The organism is Azospirillum mesophilum, assembly GCF_053470405.2.
The window spans coordinates 67,312-90,648 of the sequence record NZ_JBPXMQ020000023.1; the positions used below are offsets into that span (position 1 = coordinate 67,312).

The window sequence follows — 23,337 nt, forward strand, 5'->3', positions numbered from 1 at the left end:
ATGACATCATCCTTAGATAGCATGACATGCTCAGATGGTTGCCCCCACGGCGGTACACCGTTTTGGTATCCCGCCGCCCAAGTTAGGAGACGGGCGGATGCGGTTGCTTTATCCCGGGTACCAATACAAAGATCTCCCGGAAACCGGGTTCCATGAAGTGGTTTCACACGGCCGCCTCATGCCCGCCTTAGGGCGGCGTCAGTACCAGATTGAGGTTGGCTTACGGGAGCGTTTGGCCAACCCGGCCGACCCTAAGCGCCCTCTTGCGGAATACGTTAGTCAGCGTCCCTGGACCCTTGTGGTCGGCGTTGCTGATTTGGTCGCGTTTCCGATTGGCCGGATATTTCGCGGCCGGGAACCGATTGCTGATATTGTGCTCGACCCCGCACTTCGATGTCGCGACCATTTCAAGGTAGATCTTGAGGATGTTGTTCCCGACACGCCCGATGCTGTTCAGCCTTTCGATACAGGGATTCCGGACGGCCATCTCGCCCCGGAGTCGCTGATTGACCGACACATTTTGTGTACTGTGCTTTACTCGCGAAAGACAGGACAGCGGATTTTTGTTCCATGCTCCGAGTTGGTCCGTAAAATCTTTGGTGCAAGTTCTGAGATGCTGAAGGCGGTCGTGCATGGAAATCTGGGAACGCACAGTACAAGACGCCTTGCCATCTTCAACAAAGATCGGAGTCACTGGGACTCGGGGACCCAGGCGCAAGTCTACGTCCACGCTCACAGAAAGCTCACGGCATCTGAAGCACGCCTTGCGGGACGTCTCGTCGCCGATGATCCACTGTGGGAATTTTCGAGGTCAATATGGGGCCGGGCGCGGGTGGATAATATCGAGAAACACCCCGTTCATCTGAAGGCCTACCTTCCAGACCGGCCCATTCCCCGCGTCAGATTGCTGTGCCAGGATTTGGTTTTTGAACCGCCAAGCGGAGTCCAACCGGATCCGGGCAACTTGGTCAGCGGGCAGGTTCGGCGAACGATGGTCGCCCGTATCCTGGAAATCGATGTTCCCAATCCGGTCAAACGTCTGGTGGTCGGCGTACCATCAAAAGCCTTTGATCCCGAGCGTCCAGGTGGACCACGCTATAAGCCGATGACTGTTGACCCGCCGAGTCTTACGTCGCTCAATCACGCGGACGAACCCGGCCATGCGGGCGCAAGCCCCTTCGATTTGCCCGACCCCAAAATGGAATCCGTAGCAAGCAACTCGAACCCGATAAAAATTGAAGAAGTCCAGTATATCATAGGGTCTTCGGGGGACAAACTTCAGCAACTCGGCCCAACCGCCGCGTCGTCGAATGGCTCGACATCGGATCCGAGCTACGGAAAGCAACGCGTGAGTCACGTCAATCTCGTCGATACGGGAGCCGATCTATCGCTTCTGCATAACCCGCCGGCGGATCGTGGCCTTTCCCGCCGCCTCGTCGTCGCGGCGGAAGCGTTGCTCATCGCTTCCCAACAGAGGGCTTTGCTCGCAGCGGAAATCACCGCGTCGGGACAGCACCCGCTGACGGGGTGCCCATCGTGCATTCTTTTTCCGGTGGAGTATCGGGACGACGAACTGACGTGGTCTTACATTGATCAGGACGCCGACATTCGGCGGCGAGCGTTGGTGGTATGTCTCGCAAGCGCATCGTGCCGCTATCTCATCATTGAGATCGAAGTCGAAAGGGACCCAATCAGACCTCCGAACGGTGTTGGCAACGAGAACGACAGCGCGCGCCTTCTCGTGCTGAGAATGCCGCACGACGCCGAAATCACGCCACGGTTCCTGAACCTGCTGCTGGTTGCGCTCGCCAAAAAACATGGATGCTGGAAGCGGGTTGGAGAGCTTCCTGGAAGCTTCGTGCTCGCTCGACATCATGCCGGCAACGCCGAAGCCGAGGGCATGGCACAGACCATTGAAGACGCATTGGATGAATTGGGTTTCCGATGAGCGGCACGATCAGGGGTGCATCGCGGTGACGACTGCTTGGCATGGACAGGCCCCGGGGAGGGACTGCCAAGCGCTTACTGGTGTTGCGGGTGACAGGGGCGCACCCTAAGTAATTGATCGTAGGCGGGAATTCTCGGTTTAAGAAACGTAGCAGGAACAGCCAAGCGCATCGCCGTCGACCTCGCCCCGGCTAACGTGCTGAAGGAGGCGAGCCACTTCCACCTGTCCATCGCACTTCCGCGACGTCAAGGGGGCCGAGATGGCCAAGCGCGTGCAGAAGGGCTACGTTTGGCGGGTGACCGATTGCCGCCGGCTGGAAGCTCTGTGTGGCTAGCTCCGGTTGTCAAAAGCTCGTGGCACCGGCCGGCGTTCCTAGAGAGCGATCTGAGATGAGCGATGAGCGGTTCCGGATCAGGTTTCGGGAACAGGGAAGAAGGTCTGGCCATGGTTGCTTGGTGACGCGGGAACGCCGGGTCACGAGCTTTGCAAGCCGCAACGAAGGTCTGCACGCTGGTGAGCATGGGACGTGGCTGATGGCGGCGCAACCGCTCGTGTAACCGGCTGGGTCAATGAGTGCGTAAGCCCCGATTCGGGATCGTGAGGACGCCCGAGCAGCCCATTCATCAATCCGGCTTTCGCCAACTTGAGCGGCGGCCCGGCAGCAACAGGTAGGATAGCCTAGGATCCTGCCAAAATGGGCAGCGTGAGGGATAGTTTGGCGGTCCACATCAGCGGCCATGCGTGCCAATGCCGCGGTGCGGGACATCACGCAGAAGCCCCCGCTGTCGGTTACGGCGTAGAACCCTCGACGGCGCGCCCAAGCCACGAATTTGGTTACATCCAACGGGCTACGAAGCACGGTTCGGGCGACCCGCTTTAGCCTGGTATCCAGCAAGCGCCAATCGACGGCAAAGGACGGCGGCAACCAATGGGGCAGCGCCGCGCGCCGGTGTGCCCAGGCCAAGGAGCGTACCGACGCCACGTTCATCCGCGCCGCCAGACCATGACCAGTTGCGTGTGCCCAGGCGTCTCATCAGCCACGAACCCGGCCTCTTCGGCGGCCCGCCGTGAGGCCGCATTCGATTTGCGCATGTGGGCGTAGACTATGTCATGTCCACACGCTTCGCACGCCAAGCGGTAAGCAACGCGCCCAATGCGGCGCCCTTGACTGCGCTGATTTAGGAAGATCTGAATGGAAGCGTGCCGTCCCAACGGCGGCTCGTCGATGACATTGATGAAGACTTTGCCCGCGCGCTGTTCGCCGAGGTGGATGTGCCAGTAGAACCCGCCGGGTCCACCGCCACTGCTTTTGGAGCCTTTTCCGGCAACCAACGCAACCGCGTCCGCTGGCACGGGACCTTGTGCGTGCGACGGAGGCCTTGACTTTGGATGAGCAGACTTCCGGCCGGCCGCCGTTCGGCGGGTCGCCCCGCGGGTTTTACTGGCCATGGAATGGGCTCCGCGCAACCACGTTGCCGACAATCCGCTTCCACGCTGCCTCCCAGAACTCCGCCGGAAAGAACCCTGGTGAAACGCCGACCGCCACGCCGTCCAGCCGGTCCGCAACGTCGGACGCATGCAGCGTGGCGAAGAGCGCATCAATGCCTGCGAGAACATCGGACAACGGCGTGTCGTGCCGGTCCGGAGCCTCCGTCCAGTCGCTGTCACCGTCGAAGCGGTTGCAGAAGAAGTCCATGTCGATATGAAGAAGCACCGGCCATTGTGGCGCGTCGCGCAGCCACTCATCAACCGCGCACGTGGCCCGATAGACTTTTCCCCCTTGCCCCGCCTCTGTCGCGCCCAAGGGCGCCATCGCTACCGCGGGGCGCAAGCCGCCGGGTGACAGAAGCGCGTCTACCTCGGTCGTTGGAAGCAGTCGTCTGGTCACGGTGTCCCGCCCGCGGCGAGGAGGGCGCAGGTGCCTAATCTCGATCCGCTCCACCGCATGAACCATGGGGGTTAAGAAGGTGCCCATGGACACCGCACCGCTTTCGATGGCCGCGGCCACGGTGCTGGGCCGCCGCAGGTCGAAGGGCGCGCCCGTGATGGCATCGGTCCAACCATCGCTGCCGACGAAAAGCCTTGGGCTGCCCAAGTCCAAGTGATCGTCCACATGAAGGATCAATGCCTCGCGGCAGCCACCGTGCCGTTGGAGCCACTCACTCCAAGCGTGCAGCGTCCACGTGTCGAAGAGTGACAGGGCGATGCCCGATTCGCGCCGACGCTCCAGCGGTATGGCCTGGATATCCGGCACGGTTCCTCGCCCCCACCACCGCAGGCCATGCTCAAGCTGTGGGTCGACATACCAGTCGGCCTCGCTGGGCCAGTCGAGGGTGAGGTTCCAGCCTTGCGCGCCCAAGGTCGCGGCGGCCTCCTTGTCGCCGAAATACGACCGAAGCGCTTGCCGCCGCTGTTCGGCGGCTTCGGGGAGCATGTGCCGGGCGACCGTGAGCGCCATGACGTCAGCACGCCGGCAGGGCGGCCTCGCCCTCGAGGATATCCAGCAAAGACTGACCGAAACTGGTGAGCGGGCAGTCGCGAAGCGTCGCAATGCCTTCGGCAAGCCTCCGATCCGTTTCGGAAATGGTGGCCGCAGCGCGGGATGCCAGATCAGCGGTGGACGTCTCGCGCACATGCATCCACAACCGGCGCAGCTCGACGAACACGAACACGGCGTGAAAGAGCCCGCTCGGTGGGCGGAGGTCCTCGCGCCAGGGCGACACGACGAGCCGCGAGGTCGGCTCGACGATCGGCTGCATCCGTTCCAGCAGATAGAGTTTCTGATGCCGGTGTTCATGGACGAGGGAATCGGCCAAGTCGTGCGCGGAGATCAACCCGGCGCTGGTCCGCACCGACACGAAGAGCGCCCCAGGCACGGCGTTGTCACTGAACGAGACAATCTTATCCGGATGCGCGCTGGGATCCCGGATCACCTGCACGTCTGGACAAACGGCCCGCATTTCGGCGGCGAGCGCCGGTCGCCAAGCCTCGACGATCGCCATCGCCTCCGAGAACGTGGCCCGGGCGCTCTCCACGACGTCGGCACACTCAAACTCGACGCTGCTTCCAAACGGCAGTCGCAGCCAAGGGTCGTTCGCCCCGAATCGCAAAGAGCCAGGGAGCGCCTCGCCGGAACCGCCTCGGTCCAGAAGATGGCGGCCGTAGTCGCGGTCCGGTTGCACGGGGCTGCCGTCGACCGCCTGTGCGGCACCGTAGCGCTCCAACCTCCGCACGGCCCCTTGCCACGCCACAGTGCCTGGGCAGCAGGCAAGGTCTGCCAAGCGATGCGTACTGAGCCCGCTTGCCTCCACCCCCATTGACGTGAACGCTTCGGTGAGGCCACTGGTCCACTCCGATCGGGCCACGTTCCACAGGTTTTCCACGACAGCCCGTGCCGTCTCGGCCCGTTCAAACGCGGCGAGATCGATCCCCGTACCGGCTGTTCGCACGAGCGGGGGGACAGCCGGCGCAACGGTCTGAGCAAGACGTCGGCGGACATGACGGATCAGTCCCAGCATCTCACGGCAGTAGACGGTCGGCTGGGCAAAGCCATCGGCGGCGTACCGGTGAGGCACGGACCCTCCGCCACACACGTCAACCTCATGACAGGAGCGGCATTTCGGCGCCAGACCATCGGGGCATAGGAGCCGGCGATGCTGCTGCATCTGGGGTGAGGCGGCGGCCAGCCCGATGGGTGTGTCGTCCACCGACCCGACAAGCTTGGTGGCGCCTTCGGCGGTCACCTTCAGCACGTCCAGATCGTGGTACGTACCGTCCGTCTCAATGGTGATGAGGCTGACGTCACCAAAGCCAAACGCGTCGGTCCCCGAGGGCAATCCAGCTATAGCGTCGAGCAGTGCTTCAAAGAGGCGCAACGGTAGGTGGGCGTACCGATCAAACCACAGATCAAACGCCTCGACGAGCCACCGCAGGTAAAGGTCGGCATCCGCGTTGCGCCCAGGCGGAGGCCGCACATGGTTGGCGTCGGGCAATAGAAAGTCGAGCTTTGGTGGCAGATGACGGTCGAAAAATTCCAAAATTGCGGAGGGCGCGACCGCCGGATCGACGACAGCAATAACCCCGGCGAAGAGGCCCGGTCTTGCTCGAAGACGTTCCAACGCGGCGTAGGCACCGTCGAAGCTCGATCCGCCCCGCCGGGTTAGCCGGTGACGATCGTTGACGCCGCGGGGACCGTCGAGGCTGAGCGAAACCGAAATCGACTCCTTTTCCAGCAGATCCAAAGTCTCTTCGGTGAGCAACAGACCGTTGGTTTGGAGCCCGACATCAATCTGCGCGCGCTCCCCGACCGTTTGTCGCAGCAGCCGTGCAAAGGCGGCGAGTTCTTCGCCCCCCGCCAGCAGCGGCTCGCCTCCATGAAAAATCACGGCGACCCGATTGATAGCACGCTCACCAAGGTATTCGGCCAAGCGATTGGCAAAGGCCGTCTGATGCGAAGGCGACAGGAAGCGGGGCATATCGCGCCAGGACTGATCGGCGTGATGGTACATATAACAATAATCGCAATCCAGATTACACCTGGATGCGCTTTTCACGAGAAAGCTCGATATGCGTGCCGCCTCCATGACTTGCTCCCAAACCCGATCAGGAGCGGTTATGGCGATGATGCATGCGGTCGTAGCTCGTGATGAGCGCACCGTTGTCACTGCCCGCACGGATGCGCGCCTGGAGACGCTGGATCGCTGGGTTGGCCGTGTCAGATCGGAGGATCGTGCCGCGCACGTCCGTCGCGACGCCGCTGTTCGGTTCGGTCATGGAAACGCTGTCGAGCATGCAAAGGACTCCTCGGAACGTCAAAGCGATAAAGCCAGGACACCCTTTCGGCATCGCTTGGCCTTTATGGTTGAACGGCCATCGTTCGTATTCATAAAAACGAGGCGTGTATTGCAGAGTTTACCCTCATTCGACTCTGCATTCCATATTATTGTCTCGCATAGCGAGTCTTTCCGTCCATCATTAGCAACCTAAGGAGTTCGTTTTCGCGGCCAACCAGCCGCTCACCGGCAACGACCTGCCCAACGCCGCGGCATTGCTCCCCCAAAGGCGCGCGCCTACCGTCAGGCCCAGGCCGGCCACACCTGCTGGTGCGGCTGGCTCAGCTTCTATCCGCTCGCCGGCGCTCCGTATGTGATCGAGATGAAATTGGAACACTGGGCGACCGCCTGACGCTCGCCTCAATCCGCCCGTGCCTCGCCGCCCTCGGCGAGGCGCACCGCCGAGCCGGTCCCCCCTTCGACGCCCGCCCCCACATTATCGGCGTGTTTGACGGCATTGCTCACACCCTGAACGCCGCGCAACGTCAGGTCGCCCCGGTGCACGGCGACGCGCCATGCTGGGGGCAGTGTGCATTTGGCCTTTGAGTCTCCAACTCCTGCGGTTGCCACGTCGAGCGCCACAGGCGCCAGGAGCGATGGCCAGCGGTGGCCCGGAGGACCCATACTCCGCCGCACCAGCTGCGGCCCTGGGGACGACGTCGGGGCACCCATCAGCGGGTGCAACAAAGCGTCCAGTGTCCTTACGATAGGCTTCTTCCAAGATCGGTGTAAATTGGTTCCAACTCGTCCATTGTCAGAGGCCAGATTTCCTGCGTCGTATGTGGACTCTCTTGCGCCAGAAGATACACAAGCAGAATTGCAGGCTGCCGGTACAGCGCGCGGTCGTTGGCGCGCGCCGCGATTTTTTCCTTAACAAACGGATTTTTGTCCAAAAAGCTGTCGAGGGCGGCGCTCAGATCAGCAGGCAGTTCCGACGCCATCGCATCCAAAAGCAGCGTGTTTGCGCGAGACGCCTCCGGCGCTCGGCCAACCGCAGTAGCATACTTCTGATTGAGGGTTTGATCCGCAATGCGCAATGGTGCTTCCGCCCTTTCGAATTCCCTCACCACCTCACAGAAGAAATCGTCAACCGTCTCGACGAGGGCCATACTCCTTGCGACGTACCGCCTTGCGGCAGGCGAAGCCTTGGTGGCCTTCGGCTTGTAGATCGTATCGTGCGTCAACTCGCTGTGCGCGTGCTGCAGAAGCGTTCGGAGTTGCACCTCACAGGGAGTGCCCTGCCGAACGATCGTGCCGTCGCAACTGATATCGTGCGCTGCCCTTACGACGAAATGGACTGACTGATAAGCAAAAAGGTCGGGGTTCTTTTCCCTCTCCTCCTCAAAATCCTTGTCTTTAGAGTAGGTCCAGTCGCCACACTCTTGAATTGTTTCTGCAATTGGTTTTATATCTTCCGTCACAAGAACAACGAACCGGACACCCACCTTGTCGGTAATTTGGGCGTATGGATCCGTATACGTCTTATCCGCCCGCAGAAAAGCTTTGTCCAGAAGAGACCGCGTTGCTTTGACTCGCGGGTGGGCCGGTATGCGAACAAACTCGGCCGTAGGCCTCGGCGCAATACGAGCCTGCAAGCCGCTTTCGATGCGCCGAGCAACGTGCCACCCCCACGTCGCGTAGACCTCGCGTTCACGCTCCCAGAGTGTCAGAAACTCCTGTTCCGTCATGTCAGGTCCGAAATCACGTCGCGAATCGTGACGCGGGTCCACTGTCCCCGGTTCCCATCGTTTGCCGCTCCGTCGGCGCCATCAGGATCGATCGTCTCTATGTGCACCAAACGCTCGTATTTATCCGCAGGCACAATGAGACGGATATTGGACTTAAAACGAACCCTGCGGTTGACCAGCAGCTTTGCCACGTCGGAAACGTCTTTGCGAACCGCAGCCTGCGGAAATTGCCGCCCCGCCATAAAACGCAGGTAGTCATCGCGCGTCCTCGGGTCCGGCAAGTATGTAAGCGCGAAGGTATTCACCTCGACATTCGGGGACTGGTCGACTTTAAGATAGGTGTAGAGCCCCGTGTGCAGATCGGATTTCTCCTCCTCGGCCATGGAAAGCCCGTTAATGAATTCCTTTGTGTAATCAAAAAACTCGCGCGTAAGCCGCGCGCTCGTCGCCGCGAAGCCGAACCCCAGAAACGATTCGTAGAAATACAGGGCCGCCGACTGCCGATTGGTCACCGTCATCAGGTCATCGTACACGAAAGCCTTGAACCGTTGCCTGTGGTCAACGGCACCCGGATTCTCTTCAACGAAAACGCCAACTTTATACATGCGGGCCGCAGGGGTGAGAAAAAGATTTTCGAGAAAGTCGAAATTGATGTTAAAGCCGTTCTGTGGCTCCGCTTTGATGAAACCGAGGACTCGCTTGGCAGGGTGATCTGCTTGTCCTTCAAAAATGACAAGGATGCCGCCGGGAATGGCGCGTGTCTGTTGAGCATGAGCAAGGTTGTCGGCCGCCGTGCATGATTGCGTGACAAATGCACCATCGTCAGCGCAGCCGAGCAGGTCGTGGACCACCTGAACGCACGTCCCAGCTCCAATGTTCACGATCTGCATTTCGATGCTGCGGGACTCGCTTCCCAACACCTTCGTGATGCGCGCGCAGAGCGCATCACGAGCTGTCTGAGTCAACTGCGCTAAGCCAGTGGCATATCGCGGCGTTCGAGGATTGCGATCATCATCGCGCTTGAAGACCTCGTGCACGATCACCCGGTTCAGCGTGAGATTCGCGAAATTCATAGCCCTAACAGAGTAGCCAATTGAGACGGATGCAGACGTTACATCAGGGATTCCGGCTTGTCTAACGTTGGTAGCACCTGTCGCAAGCAAATCAGCAAATAACCTTTGCTGCATACGGGAGTATGCGTTTGACAAACATCCCAGAATTCGTGCTCGATCTCTGGTAAAGTTAGCCTGCATTCTTGACATCAGATCTGATCCCCCGTGGTAACGCCTTTGCCCGCCGCACCGCGCTGTCCAAACCGGCATCCGCAAGACCGTCGGCGAAGGCACGTGGAACGGCGCGCCACCGCGCTCAACACGCCCACAGGCGCTGGGCAGTTTCCATCGCCCAGTATGGACAGCCTCCGAAGGGTCCGCGACGAGCGAGCACTGTCACCGCCCGCTCCAGCGAGCGGGTGTAGCCCGGCATCCAAGTGGCAATCCGCATCCCGACACCGTTAAGCGCCGCGAGGGTAGCGTGCCGGATGAGCATGATGCATGCCTACGCGTAAGTCGGCGCGCCGCAATCGACCGGACCGAGCATGACTTGCCGGGCGCCGAGGGAGCGGGTGGGATTGCGTGCGCTAAGGGGCGCCGGGCACGGTCACCCACATCGGAGGGCGGGTCCTCGACCGCATCCGACGGCCGGTCAGAGCACGCTCTCGCTCGGTACATGCTGCGGTTCTAACGCCAGCGAGCAGCGCGGCACTTGGACATGCATCGGCGCCGGCCGCGTGGAGGCCTGCCAGCGGTCGAGGAAGGTGCCCAGATGAGGCCGGCTTTCCCGCTCGCGCACCAGGCACTCCACGAGGCTGTCGACGCTGGCGTTGTGCCCGGTCGGGTCGGTGCGCCCGGTGAGCAGCGCCCAGCGGACGTAGGCGGCGTACAGGGTCAGCACGTCCGACTCGCAGTAGGCCCGCACCTTCTCCAGCTCGCCCCGCGCCATCATGTCGGCCACCTCGCTGCCGTGGCCGCCGATCTTGCCGGGCAGGCCGATCAGGTCGGCGATGCCCTGCAGGCCGATGCGTTGCGAGGCGCCGTAGTCGGCGACCTGCTCCATGAGGTCGCAATTGAAATCCGGCTGGTAGCGCTGCGTGTAGCCGGTCCACTTGTCGCCGGTCTGGAACCACGCCGGCACGGGCACGCCGTAGACCATGGCGCGCAGGCGCAGCACCGGCAGGTCGAAGCCGCGCCCGTTCCAGGTCACCACGCGCGGCAGCGTCCGGGTGAAGTGCTTCCAGAAGCCGCGGATCAGCCGCTCCTCGTCGTAGTCGAGGTCGCCGCCGGACCGGCACTCGGTGACCCGGTAGCGCTCCACGCCGGACGACCGGTCGATCGCCGCTTCGACAAAGCTGATCGCCACGATCTGGTGGCAGTGCGGCGGCGGGAACTTCTCAGCCGGCCAGTCCGCCGGAAGGATTTGGCGGTCCGGCATCGTCTCGATGTCGAGGCAAAGCAACGTGTCGTGGTGCATGGGAATCCCCGGGTGCGGCGGCGCCATGCTCCCCAATCGCTTGGCGTGGCGCAACGGACAAATCAGCAGCCAGCCGTCACGTCGTAGCGCACGGCTTGGTCGGCACGCCGATGGCCAGCCAACACGCTGTCGCGCGATGCTTCGCCTTCCTGCACAACACCCGAGTGAGTTATGCTCAGCGCCTTCAACTGGGGGCACCGCGATGAACAGTCGAAAGATCACGTTGACCATCGCTCCCGAGGCGGCCCTCGGTGGTGACCGGTTCCTGGTCGCGCTGTGCCGGACTATTCCCGCCATCGCCGGACACGACACCGTCATCACGCTTCGCGAATACGCCCTCGCCGTTGCGGCCGCCGACCGCCTCGCCGACCTGTCCGGGCGACGCATCGCCGTCATGCACATCGTGCTTGAGGGATTGCGGGAACCGCCGGGGCTGAAGGCGGCGTTGAAAGATTTGTCCAAGGCTGCCGCCGACAGGGCCGACGATGTCCGTCAGGCGGGGCTCGCCGTCCTTTACCCTTTGCTCACAGCCCAAGGTGCACGGGCCCAGGACCTCTTAGACCGGGTTGCCGACGCCCTGACCGTCCCAAAGGCCATGCGGCCCGACCTGCGCGTGCTCAAGGAAGGGGGCGGCCTCATCCAAGGCCTCAAGTTCCTGTGGAACGACCCCTATGCCGACGTTTCCGACTTCGCCGAATCGTTCGGTCTGACCGACATCAGCGCAGCGGTGACCCGATGCAAGAGCGGCCAACTGGCCACGGAGAACCTGCGCGGCATGGTCGAGAGCGCGGTCACCCTGATCCGTGGCGAACTTCAGGACTTCGCAGCGAACCTGGAGCACCTCGACCGGCAAAAGCATCTCGCGTCGAAGCTGCGTTTCACCGCACAGGCCTTGATCGAGCAGGTGGAGCAGCGCCTGGATGGGCTGGTCCGCCGGGCCGCGCTGCAGAAGGAGATGTTCCGCGAGGAACTCAAGGCGTTCCTCGAGGACGCAGTGAACGACATTGAGATCGAAATGCGCGACCGTATGAAAAGCGACGATTGGCTGGACGAACAGGTCTGGACGTCGTTCGCCAAGAGCCAGCACGGCCGCGCAGTTCAGGTCCGCTACGAACAGCTCAAGCGCCGCTACGAACGCCAAATCGAAGCGTTCCGGAACGAGTTGGCGATCTTCCGGAAGCAACTGGAAGTCAGCAGCGTCGCGTTCATGACATCCTTCGACCACCGAGACTTCGCCGGGCTGGTGAGGCCCCCCTCTTGGACTCTCCAGGCGCTCGGCGCCGCGGACAAGGCGGCGTCGGCAACGCTCGTCGTGGGTGGGGTGGCCGGCGTCGGATCGGCGATCGCCATCGCCAGCGGCGTGCTGTCGGTGTCCACGGTCGGAGCCCTCGCGCTGACCCCCGTCGCCCCGCTGGTCCTCGCCCCTCTCGCCGTCGCCGGCCTTTACAAGTGGATGGCCGATCCGGAACGGCGGAAGCAGAAAGCCCTCAAGAGCAAGCGGGCGGAGATCGAGGCCGGGCTTGCCGCTCTGCTCGGCGATCCATCAAAGGCTCATGACGAAGCGTTGGACCGGCTGCTGGACGAGTTTTACCGGGTGGCGGCCGACCTGCTGTCGCCCATCACGTACGAAGGCCAAGCCGCCGAAGCGATGCTGACGCTCCAAAAGAAGTTGTCGACGCAGCTCTGCCGGACCACCGAGGAGCGCCTCATCGCCGTGTGCCGGGCATTGCCCGCGCACGCCGACGGGTGATCCGCGGAACCCCACATGACAGAACCTCCAAACCTCGGACGCCTGGGCGATCCCGTGGCCGTCTATGACCGCCAAGCCGGGGAACTGGTCGCGCAGTACGAGTCGGTTGCCTCGGAGGACGTGCACGGCGCGGTTCTCGACCTGCTGCCTTCCGCTCCCGGGGCCGTTCTCGACGTCGGTGCCGGTTCCGGCCGTGACGCGGCTTGGCTTGCCCAGCTTGGCCATCAGGTCGTTGCGGTGGAGCCCTCCGTTGGAATGCGCGCCGAGGCTCAGCGACGGCATCCCGACCCGCGCATCCGCTGGCTTGATGACCGGCTGCCGGGGCTGGAGCGCATCCACAAGCTCGGCCTGTCCTTCGACGCGATCCTGCTCAGCGCGGTGTGGATGCACGTCCCGCCGCCCGACCGGCGCCGCGCCTTTCGCAAGCTGATCACGCTGCTGCGCCCGGGCGGCCGCCTGCTGCTGACGCTGCGGCACGGTCCACCCGCTCCGGACCGGGCTATGCACCCGGTTTCGGTCGCTGAGGTCGAGCGGCTCGCCGCCGAGCACGGCGCGCTGGTCGTCCGCGCGCAGCGGCTGCCCGACCGCCTCGGCCGCTCCGACGTCGCCTGGGACGCGGTTGCCGTCCAGCTCGCCGACGACGGCACCGGGGCGCTGCCGCTGATCCGGCAGATCGTCCTCAACGACTCAAAGAGCAGCACCTACAAGTTGGCGTTGCTGCGTTGCGTTGCCCGCGCCGCCGACGCTTGGCCGGGGCTGGCCGTGGCGGACGGCGACGACGGTGTCGACCTGCCGCTCGGGCTGATCGCGCTGTGCTGGCTGCGGTCGTTCCTGCCGCTCGTCGCGGCCGACCTGCCGCAGACCCCAACCAGCCGGAACGGCGCCGGGCTGGGCTTCGTCAAGGAAGCCTTCCGGCGTCTGGCCGGCACAGCGCCCTTCGAACTGCGCGTCGGCGCCACCGTCCACGGAGACCGCGGGGCGGCGCTGCGGCAGGCGTTGCGCGACGCCGCGACGACCATCGCGACGATGCCAGCCCGCTACATCACCTACCCCGGCGGTGACCGTCCGGTCTTCGCGGTTGCGCCCCAGCGTCCGCTGCCCCTCGGTGAGACCGTGGTGGTGGACGCGCCCTTCCTGTGGTCGTTCGGCCGGTTCCGCGTCCCGACGCACGTCTGGCACGCTCTGACCCGGATGAACGCCTGGATCGAGCCGGCCTTGCTGGCGGAGTGGACCCGTCTCATGCAACGCTACCTGGACGGCCAGGGGCGGTCCGTGCCGGAGGGGACCATCGCCGCCGCGCTCACTTGGCTCGACCCCGCACGGGACACTGCCGAGGTGCGTCGGATCGCCGCCGCAATGCTGGACGCGGGCGAGCCGATCCGGTGCGTGTGGAGCGACCGCCCCCTGACGCTGCGCACGCTCGACGTTGACCACGCTCTGCCGTTCGCCGCGTGGCCATGCGGCGACCTTTGGAACCTGCTGCCGGCGGCAGCCCGCGTGAACCGCCACGAGAAGCGCGACCGGCTGGTGTCGGCGGACCTGCTCGATCGCTCCCGCGAGCGCATCGCCGACTGGTGGGAGCGCGCCTACCGGCGGCGCACCGAGGTGCTGGCGGCGCGCTTCGACCGAGAGGCCCAGGCCTCCCTGCCCCTGGACGCCAGCCCCCATGTCGGCGTGGACGTGGCCGACGTGCTGGACGCTGTGGCGGCCAAGCGGCTCGTCCTGCGGGTCTCACAGCAGCTGCCCGAATGGCCGGGACCGCGCGCCCTTGGTTGACGATACCGCGAGGCCATGGTCGACGCGGCGCTTCTCAGCGCGCCATGCGCGCCGCCCGACCCACGAGAATTCGCTCCTTCCCGGCGCCACACCTCGAGCAGCGCCATGGAAGCCGCTCCGGCTCAGCAGCCCAGCCGAACCGCAGAATCAGGCAGCTCGGCTCCACCTCGGCGACGTGCCCGCACGCCCGGCAGCGCAGTGGGATCAGAACGTTGTGGTAGGCGAGGCGGCCCAGGCAATCAAGGCGCTTGGTGCTCATCGCCGCACTCCCCCGAGCGTTGCACCCCATTCCGAAAAGGATCGGTCCGGGATATGGCCCAACGCCGGTCCGGGCGCAGGCAATCGGCGTCAGAACCCGAGCCCCGCGCGACGACACCATGCATGAGGCACACCCGGTTCGCCGCAACCGCTGCCGCCACAGGACCGACCAGCGTGGCCGGTTTGGAAACCAGCCCAGGCGCGGAGCCCGAATCACCGCTGACCCAATCGTTACAGCGGCATCGCGGCCAGCCGGCAGCCGCCCGCCGCCTCGAACTCCCTTGCCCGCACGACGAAGGCCGCCCACTCCTCGTCTTCCGGTTCCCGCACCCGCAAGGCGTCGCGGTCGGCCGCCGGCGCCCCGTCCAGCAGCATCACGGCGGCGATCGTTCGCGCCCAGCCGGCATCGCGCGCCGACACCACCACCCGCTGGCGGGCGGCCTCGACCACGAAGAGACGACGGGAAGGCTGCTCGGGCATGGCGAACTCCACTGCTTTCTTGTTCCGTATTTGTTCCATTTTGGCCGGGAGGCGTCAAGCGCGGATCGTTGCGGTGCGGCCATCGACCATAGCACCGCCCCAGCGAAACAGGCGGCATCCGGCAGAGGTCCGTCACACGCTTGGTAGAGGGTGCCGCGGTGTTGGACCGCCCGTTGCGCTCACCAGCGTTAGCAGGCGGTGACCGCCACCAAAGCGGAGCTGTGCTCCCAGCGACCTGCGGTGCCCAATGTGGCCGAACTCACCACGCGTCACGCCGCAAGCAACAAAACGATGGGGCGTCGGCATAACATTGCACAGAGCGTTGCATTGCTTTTCTTCTGTTTGCGGTGGGCGACCTTTACCAAGTCGGGCGAGGATCTGCCAAGACCAGGGCGCGTTACCCAAGTGAGGAGAGTGCGTGTATTCTCCTGGTGCGTCGCACGTGCGGGCCAAGTTCATTGGTGCCATGGAGCATGCCGACACAGAAATGTTTCACCACAAAAGGTATCAACCATCGTGCTGCCGACTGCGAACGTGCTTTCCGCGATGCCCGGAGCGGCCAAAGCGGTGGTTTGGGCTGTGGTTTCAGCGGGAGCGTTCGCCTTCGGACAGGCCTCGGTCAAGCTTTTGAGCGAACGATTGCCCCCTGCGGAGTTGGCGTTTCTTCGGGCGAGCGTCGGGGTCCTGCTCGCCATCGGCACCTGGGGGCTGCTCGCCGAATTGCGCAGGGCGCGCCATCCCTTCTGGTTTGCGGCGCGCTGCATACTAGGCGTCATCGCGATCTACGCGTTCATGGACGCCATCGCGCGCATTCCCCTGGCCCTCGCCAGCCTGGTCCTGTTCAGTCGCCTGCTCATCGTGCCAGCTCTAGCGTCGTTGCTGCTGAACGAACGTGTCGAGCGGAGCGTGTGGGGCGCGGTGCTGGTCGGGCTGGTGGGGGTCGCCGTGGCCTTGACGCCGTCGCTGGGAGAGTGGCGCGCCACCGGCGCCATCTCCGCCTTCATCGCCGCCATCGCCTCCGCCGGTTCGCAAGTCGCGGTGCGGCGTCTGGCGCAGGCGAACAGCGCCGGCGTCATTGTGATCGTCAACTCCGCGGCGGCGGGATTGCTGCTCGCCTTTCCCGCAGCGGCAGTGTGGGTCACGCCACCGCTCGGGGATCTTCCGGTGCTGGCGGCCCTCGCCGGTTTCGCCTTGATGGCCCAGTACGCGGCGGCACGGGCGTTCGCCGGTTCCCGCGCTGCGTTTGTCGCCTCAATGGATTTTCTGACGGTGCCGATGACCGCCGCCATCGGATTCCTGGTGTTCCGCGAAGCGGTCACGCCCCATCTGGTGATCGGCTCAGCGGCGATCCTCGCGAGCACACTTTACATCTCATGGCACAGCACTCGCCACACCCTGCAGCTGCCGAAAGCACAGAAAGCCGCGTGATTACTTTCATAAAAAATGATTATGACCTGTTGAGTTCTGTTTGATGCCGATCCGCCATTGCTCTTGACGCCCCATTTTCTAGGCGGCGACATTCAGAGGCACACGCGATTGTGTGCGTTTGAATGTGGCGGAAGGGACAATCATGGATCATGCGGAACCCCAGTCGATCACCATGGGCCGGCACCGGACAACGGTCCGTTTGGAGCCGGCGATCTGGGAGGCTTTGAACGAAATCGCCGCGCGCGAAGGGCGCACCGTGAACGAGCTTTGCACCGAGTTGCGGGAACGCTGGCATGTCAGCAAAACCAGAAATTTCACAGCGAGCCTGCGCCGGTTCGTATTGGCTTACTTCCGGACAGCCGTCGCGCATGCCGATCCGGAACCGGGCGCCGGACGGGCTGCCGTCCATCACGCCTTGAACACCGTCGGCGCGCCCGGTCCGTCCAGGCCGGCAGGTTCGCCACAGCGCAAGGAGCGCGCACCGAACCGCCTAGAGTGGACCAAGGCGGCACCCCGAGCGTGCAATACATCGGCCACCGATTCGCTATGAGTGGTGGAAAACCCCATTAAAGTCAGTTCCAGAGCGCTATAATGCCGCACTTTACTCGCATTTGAGTCAGCGTTCGGTCATAGTCACGATTAACGATGCCGCCATGACTTCGCACCAAACCCTTAGGTTGCAGAGCAGTGCGCCACCCATGAGAGGATGATGAGCACGCGCATGACCGCCAGCACCGCGTCCATTCCGGACGCCTTGATGCACATCGTGTCCGGCGCGGACCAGATGGGAGCGATCGCCTACGTGTTCCACAACGACCGCGTCGTCCACGCCAACCGGCCGGGGCGGCTGGTCTACCCCTCTCTCGACTGGTCCGGCTCCGTGCGGTTCGACGACTGTTTTCGCGCCGCCCTGTCCGATCATCGGATATCGGACGCGGATGTGCTCGGGGACCCGGACGGGCATTTGGCGGCGGCGAAAGTGATGCGTGCCCGCAGCCGGGCATTCCGGTTTCGTCGCCGTTACGGGGCTATCGATTACGACCGCCACCACATCGGCCTGGACGCCTCTTGGAACGCGCAGGTCTGGTTCCCGGTGCGGCACGAGTCCGTGGGGGACCTTGTGCTCACCCCGGACACCAAGCCTTGGGAATTGCGTCGGTACGCGGAGCGCGAACGGGCGCTGTCCCGCGTGGCTCAGGCGCTGGACGGCCTGGGGGTGGCGTTGGCGGTGCTCCGCGCCGACGGCGCTCTGCTCGACGCCACCCACTCGATGGAGCAAGTTTTGGCGGCGCGGGCTGGTCTGGAGATCGACGACAAGGGGTGCATCGCGGCACCGCCGACCACTACCGCCCGCCTGCGGCGAGCGGTCGCCCGCGTGGCCGCGCGGGAAGCGCCGGCCACGGTTGTGCCGTTGCGCTTGGCGGGCGTCGCCGAGCCGGTGCACGCTGGCATCCTGCCCGCCGGACCACGGGACCCGGCCGTGCTGCTCACCCTGGAACGCGGTGGCGGGGGCAACGCCGAGTCGGCGCTTGCGGATGCCTACGGGTTGACCGCCCAGGAAGCGGCCGTCGCCGCGCGCGTGGCCGCGGGCCTCACGGCCGAGGAGGTGGCACTCGACATGGGCCGCGCCTTGCCGACGGTGCGCACGCAGCTGAGCGCGGCACGGCAGAAAATCGCCGCGGAGCGGCAGCACCGGCTCGCGCACGTCCTGACGCGCGCCGCGGCGATGGTCGGGGGATTGGCCCCCAAAACGCAAGGAACCGTAAACCATGGAAGACCGCATCACGTTCATCGAACAGTACGACCTCGGCTTTCTCACCGCTCGCCTGGTGAAACGTGGGATGCCGATTGACGCCGCAGCCGCTTCGGTGGCCGATTTCCGTGCCCTGGTGACGATGCTGGCGCGGCACCCCGACACGCCCTTCGCGGCGTGGGGGCGCGTGGAGGATGCCCTGCACGAGTTCATCCTCGACACCGCGCGTTACCGGGCGTTCTGCTCGGCCGCCGTGGGCCGCTTCATCGACCATGATCCCAGCGCCTTCGGCACGGACGCGTTCCGCGCGGCCTGGGGGAACAGCGTGCGCATCCTGGGCGACGAGTTCGGTATCGCGCTGAACCCCGATCCCGATGCCGGTGAGGGTGACGCCAGCGGTGCGGCCATGTGCATGGTCACCATGTCGGCGGCCATGTGCATGGTCACGCTCGCCGCGGCCTGAGCACACGACCGGCCGCCGGTGTCCCAGCGGCCGGTTCCCGGTCCAAACCGGACTGTTCCCGCCTACCCATTTTGAACAACGGACACAAACTTCCGGTGCCTCGTTCCGTTCCGCTCATCCTCTGCGCTCTCGCCCTGTTCATGGTCGCCCCACCGGCGGCCTCCGTCGGCGTGATCGAATGCTACCCATGGCAAATCCGTCCGACCGGGGTCAGCGACGGCCCGAAGCTGGAAGCTTATCGCCCCGGAAACGGTTGGGTAACCGTCCGCCCTCGCGGGGTCGATGGGCCGCGCCCCGATGGCTCCTGCTCAACCGAGCGCTTCCTCGCCGTCCTCGCCAAATCCAAAACGATGCTGGCTGTGGCCGAAGCGCGTCTGGTGGCATTCTGCGCGCCGCAGGACATCGGGGACGGCGAGGTCGAGGCCACGGTGCTCGTGGACGGCGTCGAGTTGGAACGCATTCTGGCCGATGCGAAACTGGCGCAGCCGATGGACGGCACGACGCGATTGGATTGGTGCGGCAGATGAACTGCGCTTGATAACGCTGAGTAGCAAGCCTATCCGGAAAACGCCTTTGTTACGGATGAGCGATCTTCCGTAACCGGCGACCATCCAGGCGCCTGCTACGAAACACACCCCTCGGGCGTGCAGGAGGGCGTGGGTCCAGAAGGTAAGCTCGGATGGGATCCCAGATACAAAAAGGGGGATCTGCCAAATCCTTAGCAGCGTAGTTCGAGGTTACCCTAGCCTCCAGACACGCGCCGATGAACCGGAAAGGCCAGCCGACCAGCAGGCGTGCTGCCAGGCCCAAAAGAGCGTGGCGGTCTTGTGGGCAAAGGCTTTCCAACTCAACGTGAACGGCTCGTTGTGGCTGATATTGCAAATGGCTTTGCCCTCCGTATGTGTGGGCAACGATCTCTCGCAATGCCAAAGCACGAGGGCCGAATGCCAATATCTTCAAAAGGTGCCGAACCACACGAAAATAGCTGATGGGATGAACTGCACCGTATTCCCCCAAGCGTACAACGGCGTTGCGACGTATGTGCCCCAATAGGGCTTCGTATTCAATGGCTGTCGCTTCGCCAGATACGCGCGGATACTCTCGTCGATCCACCCCGCAGGCGTGACATACCGGTTCCGGGTGCTTCAGCGGCGATGCGGGCATACCACACTGATGGCAGCGATCGGCCAACAGGATGCCGTGTCTGGGGCAACACGCCGAGGAGGCAAGGCGCCAACCCAATCGATAATAGGGTACGACGTCGTCCGCAAGGCAGGCCGGACACCATTGCTGACCACAGCCGCCCCAATGTGAAACGTAACGAATGGCGTTGACCGCCCAAGGCAGGTTACCACGTGTTGGAATCGCTTCAATCATCGTCCCGATGAGGCTGCGGAACGTCGTCGCTACAACACGGTCGTACGGGGTCGCTGTTCGAGTCGCGAACAGGTCCAAGAGAGCGTCGTCAGCGGAGCGGTCAAGGTCAAGAGGACGCACGTCAAGGCGCTTGTGAACGAGAAAGAATGTCTGTGGGCGAGTCCCATTGCCGACCACCACACGCCCGATCCAGGAGGACAACGATTCATCCTCGAGCGGCTTTGGATGATAGGGCCACAGCCGCAGCGGTGACATAGGACTTAGCCGTGTGTTCCATCGCCGCTCATCGCCTGTGCCTCGTCGATGAGAGCCTCGGTGATGCATGGCAGGACTCGCATGGCCCCGAGACAGGCGGCATCGTAGAGAAGGCCGCTTACCTTCCCCATGGTCCCGTCTGTGTAAGAGTGGATCCGGCGCGCCATCGCACCCGCAGATAGCCTTGACGGTTCCGGAAACGGAATCATCCTTTCAAAGGTTGCAAGAAGACGACGGAACTCGTCCCCAAATCTCCACGCAGGCAGGACGGTTCGTGAAAACCGACCATCCAACTGTGGGTCGCTCCGCAAAACCGTTCGCGCCTCCTCCGTGCCGGCCGCAATAACGGGTATTTGCAGGTGATTGCACAGTTCCTTGACCACAACGAGAAAGGCTCTTTGCCGGTCCCGGCGTGCTTCCACCAAGATGTTGTGCAATTCGTCGATCATCAACATACGGACGTGGCATCGCCGGAACAAGGCCAACGCTTGGCTTTCCAAACTGGCCATCGGCTCCGTAGGCCGGAACACGGCTCCGAACTCCCGCAGCACAGCACACCAGAAGCGGCGCTCGTCGGCCCGCACCGGGGCATCGATCTTAATCACCGGGATCTCAACGGCGTCAGCGTCCTCACGTGGCACAGCCGGATGCCGGCGCACGAATTCATCGAGCAGAGTCGTCTTGCCATTTCGCGCTGGTCCCCACAGCAGCAGGCATCGTGGCCCCGCCGCTTGCGGCATGCAAAGCATCGCCTCCAAGCGTGCGTGAATGTCCAAGGCCGTCGGATACCCGAGCCAAAGACCTTTCCATGCGGCCGGCATCCGCTCTTCTGCGGGCAAGGCGAGCAGTTCAACCGCTGCGGGATGGAGGTGATCGAAGGCCATCTATTCTGATGTGCTGATCATCGAATGGCGCCAGAGTATCATCATCAGCGGCACTTGGCAGTGGCTCAATAGGCTTGGGCGGAGCCGGCGGACGGTGAGGAAGGTGGCGCGTAGCCTCTTCGACATGGTGCCGTCGCTTTTCCGCCTGGAGCTTGAAACGCTTCGACCGCCGAACGCTTTTCGTTTTGGCAATCGCCTCTTGCTCGCGCTCCTGCAGCCGGCGGTGGGCCTCCGCAATCTCACGCTCGGTGATCGCCCGCTCGGACTCGGCGACGTCTTTGGCGTGACGAATCGCACGCTTCAGGTCCCATCGGGTCATCGGCGGAAAATCGGGGTTCGCGTAGCCGACCGCGAGATAATCGTTCAATTCATCCAACCAAACCCAGATGGTCCTCATGTCGCGTGGATCGTAACGAATCATCCGATCTTTGCGCCTTTTCGCCTCCGGATCATAGTATTGATGGAGTGCAGGGCTCCACCAATTCACGTAGTCGATGCGAATTCCGTAATCGAGTATTTTACGGGTGTCCACTGGCATAAGCGCCAACTTGAGCCGGCATTTATCCTCTGCATCGTCGGGTATGCCAATGCCGTTGTCACCGAAAAAACCTTCGTGAGCTTGCTTCAGCGGCGAGCAGCCAAGCCCGGAATGGTGACGTTTGTGGTAGTCATTGACGATCCAATCCGCGAGCCAGGCCTCCAACTCGCGCAACGTAAATCTGGCATGCTTTTGCGGGTCGTAGGCGCCGAGTTTGACCGCGTCCTCCTTTGTCGTACCGACCAGAAGGTGGGTTTCGTTGGCGATGGTCCCCATCAGCCGCTCAATCGTGCCGCCGTACGACGGTCGTTTGACCGGACGGAAATGAGGATCGATGCCGAACTCGCGGCACGCCTCCTTGACCATGTGTCCGCGGAACTCCTTGGCATTGTCCATGAGAAGCTTGGCCGGCTTTCCCCGCATCGGCCACTCCCCGGGAACCCCAAGTTCACGCAGCCACGTCTCTTTCTCGACGATGGAACGGTAGATGCACATGCCGACGGACATCGACCCGGCGTGCTCAAAGGAAACATAGAAGCCGGTCACCATGCGGCTGTAGACGTCGATGGCGATCGTCAGCCAGGGCCGTCCGATCGGCTCCCGGTAGATGCTGTCGACGAGGAATACGTCCATCAACGTGTGGTCGATCTGCACGACCGCGAGCGGAAAGTCCGCACCGGGAAAGTGCTTGAGCCGCGGGGCCAGCAGTTGCCGGGCCCGGCGGCGCCCCTCACGACCGATCAGGCGGGTCTTTGGATCAAGGGCAAGAATGCGATTCCGCAGCGTTCCATAACTGGGAGGCTCGATCTTTGCCGTCCGGCAGAGGTCCTTGAGCGCCTTGTAGGTTCCCGTGACGCGGGGCTTCGAGGTTTTCAGGTAGTGCTTCTCGATAACCTCGTTCAGGAGCGCGTCCTGTTCCGGAGAAAGGCGGGATTTGCCACGGCCACCGTCCGGCTTTCCCCGTACCAGCGCGCTGCGGCGTGGGTTCTCGAGATAGCGACGCCGCATCCGGTAGACGGTCGAGCGTGACACGCCCAGCGACGCCGCGACCTCCGCCTGAACAGCGCCGGGGGCCCGACCATGACTCAGCAATGGGGTCAGCATCGCGACTCGGCGGTCGGCTTCGGCGATCTGCTCCGGCGTCAAAGACTCGAGGGCAACCTGGGTCGGCCCTGCATCCGTCGGTGGGCGAGTGGTGAGATCGGTTGTTTTGGCCACCAAAACGCTTCCATCGCCCACCCGCGTGACCAGTACCGTGTAGAAGTCGATTGGTTTCGCGACCCTGACCTGCTCTGGGCCGAGATACAGTATGCTGCCGGGGCGGTACGAAACGTCAGGCATGTTCACACCTTCCCCCTGTTACGGCACCGTCCGACAG

The 23,337-nt window shown here is 63.5% G+C and carries 20 protein-coding genes; 8 read left to right on the forward strand and 12 right to left on the reverse strand.

Features of this window, described 5'->3' with window-relative positions; genetic code table 11:
* Positions 1-97: 97 nt before the first annotated feature.
* On the forward strand, positions 98-1,948 hold the full coding sequence (locus ACSVC7_RS21045) for a hypothetical protein (RefSeq protein ID WP_448206437.1): 1,851 nt from the start codon (positions 98-100) through the stop codon (positions 1,946-1,948).
* 984 nt (positions 1,949-2,932) lie between these two features.
* On the opposite strand, the gene ACSVC7_RS21050 is transcribed toward ACSVC7_RS21045, so the two are convergent.
* The 7 genes from ACSVC7_RS21050 to ACSVC7_RS21080 all read right to left on the reverse strand — a co-directional run bounded on the left by ACSVC7_RS21050 (position 2,933) and on the right by ACSVC7_RS21080 (position 10,997).
* On the reverse strand, positions 2,933-3,301 hold the full coding sequence (locus ACSVC7_RS21050; RefSeq protein WP_483508590.1) for a GNAT family N-acetyltransferase: 369 nt from the start codon (positions 3,299-3,301) through the stop codon (positions 2,933-2,935).
* 85 nt (positions 3,302-3,386) lie between these two features.
* The gene (locus tag ACSVC7_RS21055) at positions 3,387-4,406 is read right to left on the reverse strand and encodes a hypothetical protein (RefSeq protein ID WP_448206438.1); all 1,020 of its coding nucleotides are present in this window, start codon (positions 4,404-4,406) and stop codon (positions 3,387-3,389) included.
* 4 nt (positions 4,407-4,410) lie between these two features.
* Positions 4,411-6,531, reverse strand: a complete 2,121-nt coding sequence (gene yhhB, locus ACSVC7_RS21060) for a cyclophane-forming radical SAM/SPASM peptide maturase YhhB (protein WP_448206439.1) — start codon at positions 6,529-6,531, stop codon at positions 4,411-4,413.
* A 19-nt stretch (positions 6,532-6,550) separates the two neighbouring features.
* On the reverse strand, positions 6,551-6,739 hold the full coding sequence (gene yhhA / locus ACSVC7_RS21065) for a YhhA family cyclophane-containing RiPP (RefSeq protein ID WP_448206440.1): 189 nt from the start codon (positions 6,737-6,739) through the stop codon (positions 6,551-6,553).
* Between the two features lie 742 nt (positions 6,740-7,481).
* Positions 7,482-8,468, reverse strand: a complete 987-nt coding sequence (locus ACSVC7_RS21070; protein ID WP_448206441.1) for a GTP pyrophosphokinase — start codon at positions 8,466-8,468, stop codon at positions 7,482-7,484.
* Complete coding sequence (locus tag ACSVC7_RS21075; protein WP_448206442.1) at positions 8,465-9,541, reverse strand: nucleoid-associated protein; 1,077 nt, start codon at positions 9,539-9,541, stop codon at positions 8,465-8,467. Before ACSVC7_RS21075 ends, ACSVC7_RS21070 begins: the two co-directional genes overlap by 4 nt.
* 631 nt (positions 9,542-10,172) lie before the next feature.
* Positions 10,173-10,997: a 3'-5' exonuclease gene (locus tag ACSVC7_RS21080; protein ID WP_448206443.1), complete on the reverse strand. Its 825-nt coding sequence runs from the start codon at positions 10,995-10,997 to the stop codon at positions 10,173-10,175.
* Positions 10,998-11,199: 202 nt separating this feature from the next.
* Here ACSVC7_RS21080 and ACSVC7_RS21085 point away from each other — a divergent pair, with 202 nt between their 5' ends.
* Together ACSVC7_RS21085 and ACSVC7_RS21090 are read left to right on the forward strand one after the other, a co-directional pair.
* Complete coding sequence (locus ACSVC7_RS21085) at positions 11,200-12,747, forward strand: DUF445 domain-containing protein (protein ID WP_448206444.1); 1,548 nt, start codon at positions 11,200-11,202, stop codon at positions 12,745-12,747.
* Positions 12,748-12,762: 15 nt separating this feature from the next.
* Positions 12,763-14,523, forward strand: coding sequence for a class I SAM-dependent methyltransferase (locus ACSVC7_RS21090; RefSeq protein WP_483508592.1), 1,761 nt, complete (start codon positions 12,763-12,765; stop codon positions 14,521-14,523).
* Between the two features lie 34 nt (positions 14,524-14,557).
* Here the strand turns inward: ACSVC7_RS21090 and ACSVC7_RS21095 are convergent, their stop codons facing one another.
* Together ACSVC7_RS21095 and ACSVC7_RS21100 are read right to left on the reverse strand one after the other, a co-directional pair.
* Positions 14,558-14,782 (reverse strand): hypothetical protein, encoded by a 225-nt coding sequence (locus tag ACSVC7_RS21095; protein WP_483508593.1) that lies wholly within the window; start codon positions 14,780-14,782, stop codon positions 14,558-14,560.
* 230 nt (positions 14,783-15,012) lie between these two features.
* Positions 15,013-15,261 carry a hypothetical protein gene (locus ACSVC7_RS21100; protein ID WP_448206446.1) on the reverse strand — a complete coding sequence of 83 codons (249 nt, stop codon included), beginning with the start codon at positions 15,259-15,261 and terminating at the stop codon, positions 15,013-15,015.
* Positions 15,262-15,777: 516 nt separating this feature from the next.
* Here ACSVC7_RS21100 and ACSVC7_RS21105 point away from each other — a divergent pair.
* From ACSVC7_RS21105 to ACSVC7_RS21125, 5 genes are all read left to right on the forward strand, one after another.
* On the forward strand, positions 15,778-16,689 hold the full coding sequence (locus tag ACSVC7_RS21105; protein WP_448206447.1) for an EamA family transporter: 912 nt from the start codon (positions 15,778-15,780) through the stop codon (positions 16,687-16,689).
* A 142-nt stretch (positions 16,690-16,831) separates the two neighbouring features.
* Complete coding sequence (locus ACSVC7_RS21110; RefSeq protein ID WP_448206448.1) at positions 16,832-17,239, forward strand: ribbon-helix-helix domain-containing protein; 408 nt, start codon at positions 16,832-16,834, stop codon at positions 17,237-17,239.
* 171 nt (positions 17,240-17,410) lie between these two features.
* Positions 17,411-18,541, forward strand: a complete 1,131-nt coding sequence (locus ACSVC7_RS21115) for a helix-turn-helix transcriptional regulator (protein WP_448206449.1) — start codon at positions 17,411-17,413, stop codon at positions 18,539-18,541.
* Positions 18,459-18,905 (forward strand): UCP032817 domain-containing protein, encoded by a 447-nt coding sequence (locus tag ACSVC7_RS21120; RefSeq protein ID WP_448206450.1) that lies wholly within the window; start codon positions 18,459-18,461, stop codon positions 18,903-18,905. The genes ACSVC7_RS21115 and ACSVC7_RS21120 overlap by 83 nt, the downstream gene beginning before the upstream one ends.
* A 95-nt stretch (positions 18,906-19,000) precedes the next feature.
* Positions 19,001-19,432: a hypothetical protein gene (locus ACSVC7_RS21125; RefSeq protein WP_448206451.1), complete on the forward strand. Its 432-nt coding sequence runs from the start codon at positions 19,001-19,003 to the stop codon at positions 19,430-19,432.
* A gap of 49 nt (positions 19,433-19,481) precedes the next feature.
* Here the strand turns inward: ACSVC7_RS21125 and ACSVC7_RS21130 are convergent, their stop codons facing one another.
* Genes ACSVC7_RS21130 through ACSVC7_RS21140 form a run of 3 tightly spaced genes read right to left on the reverse strand, consistent with a single transcriptional unit; the run spans position 19,482 to position 23,300 of the window.
* On the reverse strand, positions 19,482-20,606 hold the full coding sequence (locus ACSVC7_RS21130) for a TniQ family protein (RefSeq protein WP_448206452.1): 1,125 nt from the start codon (positions 20,604-20,606) through the stop codon (positions 19,482-19,484).
* Positions 20,543-21,421: a TniB family NTP-binding protein gene (locus ACSVC7_RS21135; RefSeq protein ID WP_448206453.1), complete on the reverse strand. Its 879-nt coding sequence runs from the start codon at positions 21,419-21,421 to the stop codon at positions 20,543-20,545. Before ACSVC7_RS21135 ends, ACSVC7_RS21130 begins: the two co-directional genes overlap by 64 nt.
* Entirely contained in the window at positions 21,387-23,300 is a 1,914-nt protein-coding gene (locus ACSVC7_RS21140) for a TnsB C-terminal domain-containing protein (RefSeq protein ID WP_448206454.1), read from the reverse strand. Before ACSVC7_RS21140 ends, ACSVC7_RS21135 begins: the two co-directional genes overlap by 35 nt.
* Between the last annotated feature and the right edge of the window lie 37 nt (positions 23,301-23,337).

Coding starts and splice junctions, on each gene's coding strand:
- ACSVC7_RS21140 (WP_448206454.1), bottom strand. CDS start 23,300: ATGCCTGACGTTTCGTACCGCCCCGGCAGCATACTGTATCTCGGCCCA.
- ACSVC7_RS21110 (WP_448206448.1), top strand. CDS start 16,832: ATGGATCATGCGGAACCCCAGTCGATCACCATGGGCCGGCACCGGACA.
- ACSVC7_RS21075 (WP_448206442.1), bottom strand. CDS start 9,541: ATGAATTTCGCGAATCTCACGCTGAACCGGGTGATCGTGCACGAGGTC.
- ACSVC7_RS21095 (WP_483508593.1), bottom strand. CDS start 14,782: ATGAGCACCAAGCGCCTTGATTGCCTGGGCCGCCTCGCCTACCACAAC.
- ACSVC7_RS21120 (WP_448206450.1), top strand. CDS start 18,459: ATGGAAGACCGCATCACGTTCATCGAACAGTACGACCTCGGCTTTCTC.
- ACSVC7_RS21085 (WP_448206444.1), top strand. CDS start 11,200: ATGAACAGTCGAAAGATCACGTTGACCATCGCTCCCGAGGCGGCCCTC.
- ACSVC7_RS21070 (WP_448206441.1), bottom strand. CDS start 8,468: ATGACGGAACAGGAGTTTCTGACACTCTGGGAGCGTGAACGCGAGGTC.
- ACSVC7_RS21135 (WP_448206453.1), bottom strand. CDS start 21,421: ATGGCCTTCGATCACCTCCATCCCGCAGCGGTTGAACTGCTCGCCTTG.
- ACSVC7_RS21045 (WP_448206437.1), top strand. CDS start 98: ATGCGGTTGCTTTATCCCGGGTACCAATACAAAGATCTCCCGGAAACC.
- ACSVC7_RS21080 (WP_448206443.1), bottom strand. CDS start 10,997: ATGCACCACGACACGTTGCTTTGCCTCGACATCGAGACGATGCCGGAC.
- ACSVC7_RS21055 (WP_448206438.1), bottom strand. CDS start 4,406: ATGGCGCTCACGGTCGCCCGGCACATGCTCCCCGAAGCCGCCGAACAG.
- yhhA (WP_448206440.1), bottom strand. CDS start 6,739: ATGCTCGACAGCGTTTCCATGACCGAACCGAACAGCGGCGTCGCGACG.
- ACSVC7_RS21115 (WP_448206449.1), top strand. CDS start 17,411: ATGACCGCCAGCACCGCGTCCATTCCGGACGCCTTGATGCACATCGTG.
- ACSVC7_RS21090 (WP_483508592.1), top strand. CDS start 12,763: ATGACAGAACCTCCAAACCTCGGACGCCTGGGCGATCCCGTGGCCGTC.
- ACSVC7_RS21130 (WP_448206452.1), bottom strand. CDS start 20,606: ATGCATCACCGAGGCTCTCATCGACGAGGCACAGGCGATGAGCGGCGA.
- ACSVC7_RS21100 (WP_448206446.1), bottom strand. CDS start 15,261: ATGCCCGAGCAGCCTTCCCGTCGTCTCTTCGTGGTCGAGGCCGCCCGC.
- yhhB (WP_448206439.1), bottom strand. CDS start 6,531: ATGGAGGCGGCACGCATATCGAGCTTTCTCGTGAAAAGCGCATCCAGG.